Raw genomic sequence first — 7,359 nt, 5'->3', positions numbered from 1 at the left:
CAGTCTCGCGGAATGGCTCGAAAAAGACAAGGTTTAACTTAACATAGTAATACTAACCGCTCCGAAAATGGAAAAGGGGGGCGGCTATAACCATGACTCAGATCGAGCGGTAAACTCCTGACTCCAAACTTTTATTTCCTTCGGTTTTATTTTATTACCCGCTTTTTCCTCGTGCGGAGCAACACTTGCATCCCGGCCCGCTTTCTGGTTAATTTCCGCCATGCAAAATCTGCTATCCGTAGCCTTGGGAATCGCCGTGGGCACGATGGTTGCAACTGCTCAAACCACATCTGATCCAATACCGGCGGGACATTACCTCCGGCACTCGGGCGATGCGGTCCCCGGAAGCACGCTGCTTTCCGGCACGGAAAGCGAGGCGCTCACCCTCCGGGTGAACCTGCAGGATAAGGCATTGAATAAAATCACCACGCTCGCGGCCCTCACGGATGCCGAGGGCAAAAATGTCGTGACTCTCGAAGTCCGCGTAGCTGGAGGTAATCCCAAACCCTGGTTGGAGAAGGATCCCAAGAAAAAGGATCTGATATACGGGTTTTCTGTTCTGCAAAACTATCTTCCCTACGCGGACCCCGATGGCACTCTGCTGGTGTTGGAAGCGGTGTTTAATGTCGACATCAAGCCGCCCTACCTGGAGAAGATGAAGAAGCAGATCCGGATCGGCGTGCCGGTCAGCATGCTGGGCGCATCGCCAAAAACGGTCCTCCTGCGAATCAAGCCTGGAGTCTCCGAACTGATGGTGGATGGAAAAGTGGTGGACGCAGAATCGCCCTGTGGCGGGCTGGCAACCCCGGTGGCCTCCATGATTGTGGATCATGGTGTCGCCGAGGCCACTGTTTGGCGAACTTTTCTCGATGACAAGTCAGCCGGACACGTTCCCCTGAGCGGATATGACGGGGGACAATTAACGATGCAGGATTTACAGTATTGGACGCCTCCCTGCCCAAATCAGTGGGTGGGCGATGTCATGCTCTATCAGGACGGAAAACGCATGCATCTGATGTATCTCACGGACCGACGGCATGGCGGCACCAAAAATGCCGGTGGCCACGAGATCGCCCACATGAGCAGCAGCGACATGAAAACGTGGGCGGTGCATCCCCAGGCCGTGCCACTTACCGAGCCTTGGGAGACCATCGGGACCAGCATGATGGTCAAGCAGGGAAACCAGTGGAAAATCATTTACGGATTTCACACGGACCGCATCGTCTCAAAGGAAAATGTTTCAGGTCTCCCGGGCGGGAAAGGAGTGCCATTCTCCGAGCTCAAAGGAATTCCCATCGGGGCGGCCATCGCTTCCAGCGATGATGGCATCCATTTCAAAAAGGAAAACGTGCTGGTTCACCAAGCGCAAAACCCGACGGTGTTCCAGGACCCGAGAGGCGGTTTTGCCATGCTCGGCGGATACTCGGCGGAAGGGCTCTTCCACTCGGATGACCTGATCAACTGGACTCCTGAAGATCACTTTATCGTTCCTTTCGGCAAGACGGTCATCACGAGAAACTCCTCCGAGTGCTTCTGCCCCTTTGAGTGGAACGGATGGCATTACATCGTGGGTGGTCGCACCGGTTACTGGATGTCGAAATCGTTCGCTGGCCCCTACTGGGATCAGAAGAGTCCGGAGGGTTTGGCGGTCGCGAAAGACCTCATGAGTTATTTCGTGAATTTCAGGCTGAAAAAAGTTGAGAATCACAAACCGGTCATCGCGCATCCCGAGGGACCAGTCATCGTGCCGCGCTGGGATATTTATGATGGGCTATGGGTTCCTGTGGTTGCGGAAGCACCCGGGGGGCGGCGACTCTACGCCGGTTGGTTGGAAGGCCATGGCGGCCCCGATCTAAAATGGGGAGGGAATCTGGTCTTGCGGGAACTGCATCAGGAGCCTGATGGCAACCTCAGCATGTCATGGTGGCCGGAAGCTGTCCCCCGCACAGGCGCCGCCGTCCCAATGACCTGGAGCGCGCCGGGGGAAGGCACCATCCTCAAGGCCGATGCTGCGCCCGTATGCATCACCGCCGGGAATGCTCCGGATCAATACATTCTCGAATTGGATGTAAATCCCAAGGATCCGGCCAGCGCCTACTCCATCATCCTCGGAGGCAGCGGAGCGATGAAGGATGGCTGCGAACTGCGCACCGAACCGCAACGCAAACGGGCGCAGTGGGGGCAACCTGCCAACGGTCAACTTGCTCCGGAGACCCCTGATGCGGCCGCCATAGCACTCACTCCCGACGGCAAAAATCCCGTCTTTGCCCAGCATAATGGGAATACCCATTGGCGCGGGTTCGATTTCACGATCACCGGAGTGGAAGGGTTGGACAAGCCGCACCACCTCCGGATCGCGTTCATTCACGATCGCAAAAGCAACAGCCATATCATTGATGCCGAAATTGCCGGATGCCGCACCATGATCACCCGGCGTCGCAACCTCGCGGGACACAGCATCCAACTGGTGGCGGCAAAAGGTGGCGTCTCATTCACCAACCTGTCCGTGAAGCCCGTTGAACGGCCGTTCAATACTATCTTAAAGGCTGCGACGGAACTTTGATCACTTCCATTCACAACTTGAAAAACATTTGCGCATGAAAGCGCTCGCCATTCTTATTGCGGCAACGGCATTCATCCGCAGGGCGCTAGACAATGTGAATCCGGCTCCGGCAGATGCCGCCATAACACCTGCCGCACCTTTTGTTCCGCCTGACAATTGGGCTACAAATCCGGCGGCGACCGAACCATTTTGGAAAGCACCGGTTATGATCTGGCCAGAGAGCGCGTGCCGAATCCCAAAGTGCCCGAAGCACCGCAGCATTTAAAAGTCGGCGGCGGTAGATTGCCCAATTCGGTGTATGTGAGCGCGAAGAGACCGCGTGGAGCACACGCCTTCGAGCTGGAGTATTGCCTGGGCGATAACCGAGTTAGGCCCGCGACTGCTTTCCGCGATGTCGGGGAGAGGTTGTTCGAGGGGCGCTGGTCTGTCAAATCTCAGTGCGGTTCATGCTTATCTTTAGTCGGGCCAACTCCTGCCTTTCAGCTTCCGCGTTTTTAGCGCCCGGTTCCCCGCCCGCATCCTTGCCCGTGTTTCCTGATCCCAATGCTGGCATCAAACCGGAAACCCTCGCCTACATCGAACAACAGCTCAAACTCATGTGATCATTATCAATGGTAGGAGACGACGTAAGGAGTCTCTAATTTGTTCAGAAAGTGGAATCGGCCCAGATGGGAACGACCGGCTCTTCCTTTCCGTCCTCGCCGCAATGCGACCAGTGAGAACATGGCTCGCGCCGCACGCGAGCGTTTATTGCGTGGAGGTGAATTTGAGTTGTTGGTTGAGCAACTTCGCCGCGTCGTCCCAGGTGGCCTTCAGATAGAGATCAATGTTATGGGGCACGTTCGGCGGGGTTTTCAGTTGCACGGAAATGCCATGCGCCAGCAGCACTTTGACAAATTCCGGCGCGGCGGCCTGCGCTTGCGGCGCTTCCTTGTCCCCCACCACGATCATGACTGCGCTGCCGGCCTGTTTAACCTGGTCCAGCCGGCTCATGGCCGGTTCTTCCTCCCGCAAGCGGGGTGAGCCCCAACTGATGCCCGCACAAAACATTTCCGGATGGCCCAGAACAAAACGCAAGGTGCCGCTGCCGCCCATGGAAAAGCCCATCACGGCGCGGCTGTCGCGGGCCGCCAAGGTGCGAAACTGGCGATCAATCTCGGGAACAAATTCGGTGACGAACATGGTTTCCCCCAGCACCCCTGGCGTGCGGTTGTCCCGGAACGTGCCGTTGCCGGGGTTGCAGAAAATGACGATCACCGGGGGCAGAATTTTCGTTTCCACTGCCGCCGACACGTGGCGAACCACCGGGCTCACACAGGCGTATTCGTTACCCCCATTCCCGGGCAGAAAATATAACACCGGATACCGCGCCTTGCCGCCTGCATAACCGGGCGGCAGCCAAACGTTATACCCGACCTCTTTGCCCACCACTTTGCTGGCAAACGAGTGATGCACCACACCCGGCACGGTCGGGCCTTTGAGGGCATTCCATGGGAGCGCGGCCGCCGGGGCGGATTCTTCAGCGCTGTGCGCCGGAGTGACAGTCCATGCGCCAACGCTCAGCAGGAGCGAAAGCAGGCAGACAGTGCAGGTGTTGTTGATCATGCGAGGGAGTATTTCATGATGGCGGCAGATCCGCAACAGGAACCGAATCCGGATTACCGCTTGAAGAATCCCATAGTATGGTATATGGTAACCATATTATGAAGATGACCTTTGAGGTACCCGACCAAGTTGGCAGCGACTTTCGTCAGGCGGTCCCGGCAGGAAAACGCAGCCGGGTGATCGCCCGCTTTATGGAACAGGAAACGCGGCAGCGCGACAAGGCCGTGGCAGCGGCCTGCCAGCAGGCCAACCAATTACAAAAGGTGGAACGCGAGAACCAAGCTTGGGAAAAGTTTGACGATACCGACTCATGAAACGCGGGGAAGTCTATTGGGTCAATTTTGATCCGCAGGTGGGCGGCGAGATCAAAAAACTGCGACCGGTGGTGGTGGTGGGGCATGACGTGATTAACGATCACCGACGCACGGTGGTTGTGGTGCCGCTGAGTTCCGCGCATACCAAAACGCACTGGCCAGTCATGGTAGCCACCCACTCAACCGGTCCCGCGTGTGCCATCATTGACCAGATCAAAGCGTGCGACAAAAGCCGGCTGCAAAAAAAACTGGGAGAGCTTTCGGCGATGGAAATGCAGGAAATCAGCGAGGCCCTGCGCTACACGCTTGGCTTGTGACTTGATTGGCCACAAGCCTGGGGTTGACTTTCGGGGCGGCAAGGTTGAAAACGCCGGGGTGCGAACGTGGTGCATCCTGGGATTCTGCGTGTGGGTGATGGCGGGCTTTGCCGAAGAGGCGCAATCCGTCATCCGGCAGGTGGCACATGTCCCGTTCCAACCCAAGTCCGGCCAGCCGGTCACGGTGACCGCCCGTTTCGCCGACCGTGTGGGCGCCCGCTCGGCAACATTGCAGGTCCAGTTGGTGGAGCCGGGCAAATACATCCGCAAATCCGACAAGGCTTTCGCGACGACGTGGCGGGATTTTCCCATGCATGACGATGGTACCGCCGGTGATCTCAAGGCAGGGGATGGCATATACACCGCCGTGGTGCCGGGGGAGCTTCAAACGCACCGGATGCTGGCACGCTATCGGTTTGTGATCACCAATACCGCCGGTGAGGCCATTCGCGCACCCGGCACCAACGAGTTTCCCAATTTTGCGTGGTTCACCTATGATGGCATTCCGGCGTGGTCGGGTGCCAGCCAGCCCGGCAAGACTCCGGCACTGACCTTTTCCGCCGCGTTCCAGAACACCCTGCCCGTCTATCATCTGCTGGCGAATCGCGGGGATGTGGAGCGCAGCCAATGGGATGGCGGTGCCGATCACAAAAAATTGTATGGCACGCTGGTCTATGACGGATGCGTGTATGATCACATCGGGTTCCATAATCGCGGCAAGGGCAGCACCTACGTGAACGGCAAAAACAAGTGGGGATTCAAGTTCAACCATGGCGACAAGTTCCAGGCGCGCGATAATCTGGGCCACCCGTATCAGCACGGCTGGAACAGCTTCAGCATGGAACCCGGTGCGAGCGCATGGGCACAGATAAATCGGGGTATGTCGGGTTTGGATGAGGCCGTTCCGTTCCGCGCGTTCCAATTGGCCGGGGTGCCAGCGGCGAACACACATTGGATTCATTTCCGCGTGATTGACCGGCCACAAGAGGCCACACCCGGCAACCAGTATGAAACGGATTTGTGGGGATTGTACCTGATCGTGCAGGATGTGGATGGTCCGTGGGAACGGGAGATGGGCCTCCCGGACGGCAATATTTACAGCCCGGAGAGCGGTCTGAAGCATCGCATGGAAAACAATACGGATGACGGCACCCGGTGGCGGAAGTTTCTCGAGGATTGCCAGCGCGGCAAAAAAGAGGAGTGGTGGCGCACCAACCTGAACTTGGAAGTGTACTACAGTTTTCACGCGCTCAATCGCCTGGTGGGCAACGTGGATATTCGCCCGGATGGCAATTACTTCTTTTATCACCGTCCGGGTTCCCTGTGGACGGTCAGCCCTTGGGATTTGGACATGATGTTCATCCCCAAGACGCATCAGCCCGGCTACATCGAGGCGATTCATTGCCTGGATGTGCCCGCGATCCGGCTGGAGTACCAGGCGCGGGCGCGTGAAATTCTGGATCTGTTTTGCAGCGATGCCGCGCCCAACGGCGGCCAGATCGGGCAACTGGTCGAGGAACTGGCGCGCGTGCTGTGCCCCGCCGGGCAGGAGCGCAACTGGAGCGAGCTGGACATGGCCGTGTGGAACTTTCATCCGCGCACGAACGACAAAGGCGCATTTTTCCGGAACCCGTGTTCTGATGGTCGCATGGGCGGGGGATGGGAGCGCAAGTTGACCACCCCGGACCTAGCCGGATTCCGGAAGTATCTCGTGGAATTCTGCACGGACTCGCGCGCCAAAAAGAATTACCAAATCAACGACGGTGATCCACACGGCTACGGTTTCGGCTACTTGTCCATTGAGGCGGCGGACAAAAAAATACCGGCTACACCCATGGTGCAACTCACCGGCACGCCGAAGCTTTCCAAAAAATACGCGTTCCGCGCTTCCGCCTTTGCCAGTCCGGTGACCAATGCGACCGCCGCTGCCGTAGAATGGCGGCTGGCGGAGATCAGCGCGCCAGGGGTTCCCGGTTTTGTAACCAACCAACCGTGCCGGTACGAATTGCAAACGCTATGGAACAGCGGCGAACTGCCGCCGGGCCGTCCGGAATTGCAACTGGCGGATAACCTGTGCAAGAAGGTCCACACGTACCGCGTGCGCGCCCGTTACAAGGACAACTCCGGGCGCTGGGGCCACTGGTCCGAGCCGGTGCAATTTGTGGCGGAGTGAGCACCACGTTCGCCGTGCAATAAACCACCCAAATCATCGGCAAGTGCCCATTTGACGTGATTAATGGAGGTAGGGCGTTTTTTTCTGGCACCCGCTCCAAGGTACATTCGGGTTTTCTCTACGTTTCCGGTGGTCGCGCCCCGTGCCCCTCGCGACCGGAACCGGTCCAAAACCCGGCAAACAGCGTGCCCATATTGGTTTAGGGACCGGTTTTGACGGTTTTGATTGGAAAAAGGGTCAACGACCGTTAGGATTAGGCCAACTATCTGGAAAACAAGCCCTTGTGCGTTCCGTAGCCGGTTTTAGGTGGAACGAAATGTCTGGAACTGACCACGAAATGTCTGGAACTGACCACGAAATGTCTGGAACTGACCACGAAATGTCTGG

The 7,359-nt window shown here is 57.5% G+C and carries 5 protein-coding genes; 4 read left to right on the top strand and 1 reads right to left on the bottom strand.

Annotation, left to right across the window (positions count from 1 at the left end):
• Positions 1-220 precede the first annotated feature (220 nt).
• Positions 221-2,563 carry a hypothetical protein gene (locus WCO56_27905; protein ID MEI7733428.1) on the top strand — a complete coding sequence of 781 codons (2,343 nt, stop codon included), beginning with the start codon at positions 221-223 and terminating at the stop codon, positions 2,561-2,563.
• Between the two features lie 747 nt (positions 2,564-3,310).
• Here WCO56_27905 and WCO56_27900 read toward each other — a convergent pair.
• Positions 3,311-4,168, bottom strand: a complete 858-nt coding sequence (locus tag WCO56_27900) for an alpha/beta hydrolase-fold protein (protein ID MEI7733427.1) — start codon at positions 4,166-4,168, stop codon at positions 3,311-3,313.
• A 98-nt stretch (positions 4,169-4,266) separates the two neighbouring features.
• Here WCO56_27900 and WCO56_27895 point away from each other — a divergent pair, with 98 nt between their 5' ends.
• The 3 genes from WCO56_27895 to WCO56_27885 are packed head-to-tail and all read left to right on the top strand — an operon-like array spanning position 4,267 to position 6,972.
• Positions 4,267-4,482, top strand: coding sequence for a hypothetical protein (locus tag WCO56_27895; protein MEI7733426.1), 216 nt, complete (start codon positions 4,267-4,269; stop codon positions 4,480-4,482).
• A complete protein-coding gene (locus tag WCO56_27890; protein ID MEI7733425.1) occupies positions 4,479-4,799 on the top strand; it encodes a type II toxin-antitoxin system PemK/MazF family toxin in 321 nt (106 codons plus the stop codon). The genes WCO56_27895 and WCO56_27890 overlap by 4 nt, the downstream gene beginning before the upstream one ends.
• Positions 4,800-4,857: 58 nt before the next feature.
• Positions 4,858-6,972, top strand: a complete 2,115-nt coding sequence (locus WCO56_27885; GenBank protein MEI7733424.1) for a CotH kinase family protein — start codon at positions 4,858-4,860, stop codon at positions 6,970-6,972.
• Positions 6,973-7,359: the final 387 nt, after the last annotated feature.

Source organism: Verrucomicrobiota bacterium (assembly GCA_037139415.1).
Taxonomy (GTDB): domain Bacteria; phylum Verrucomicrobiota; class Verrucomicrobiia; order Limisphaerales; family Fontisphaeraceae; genus JBAXGN01.
This window is presented reverse-complemented; position numbering and strand designations above follow the sequence as displayed.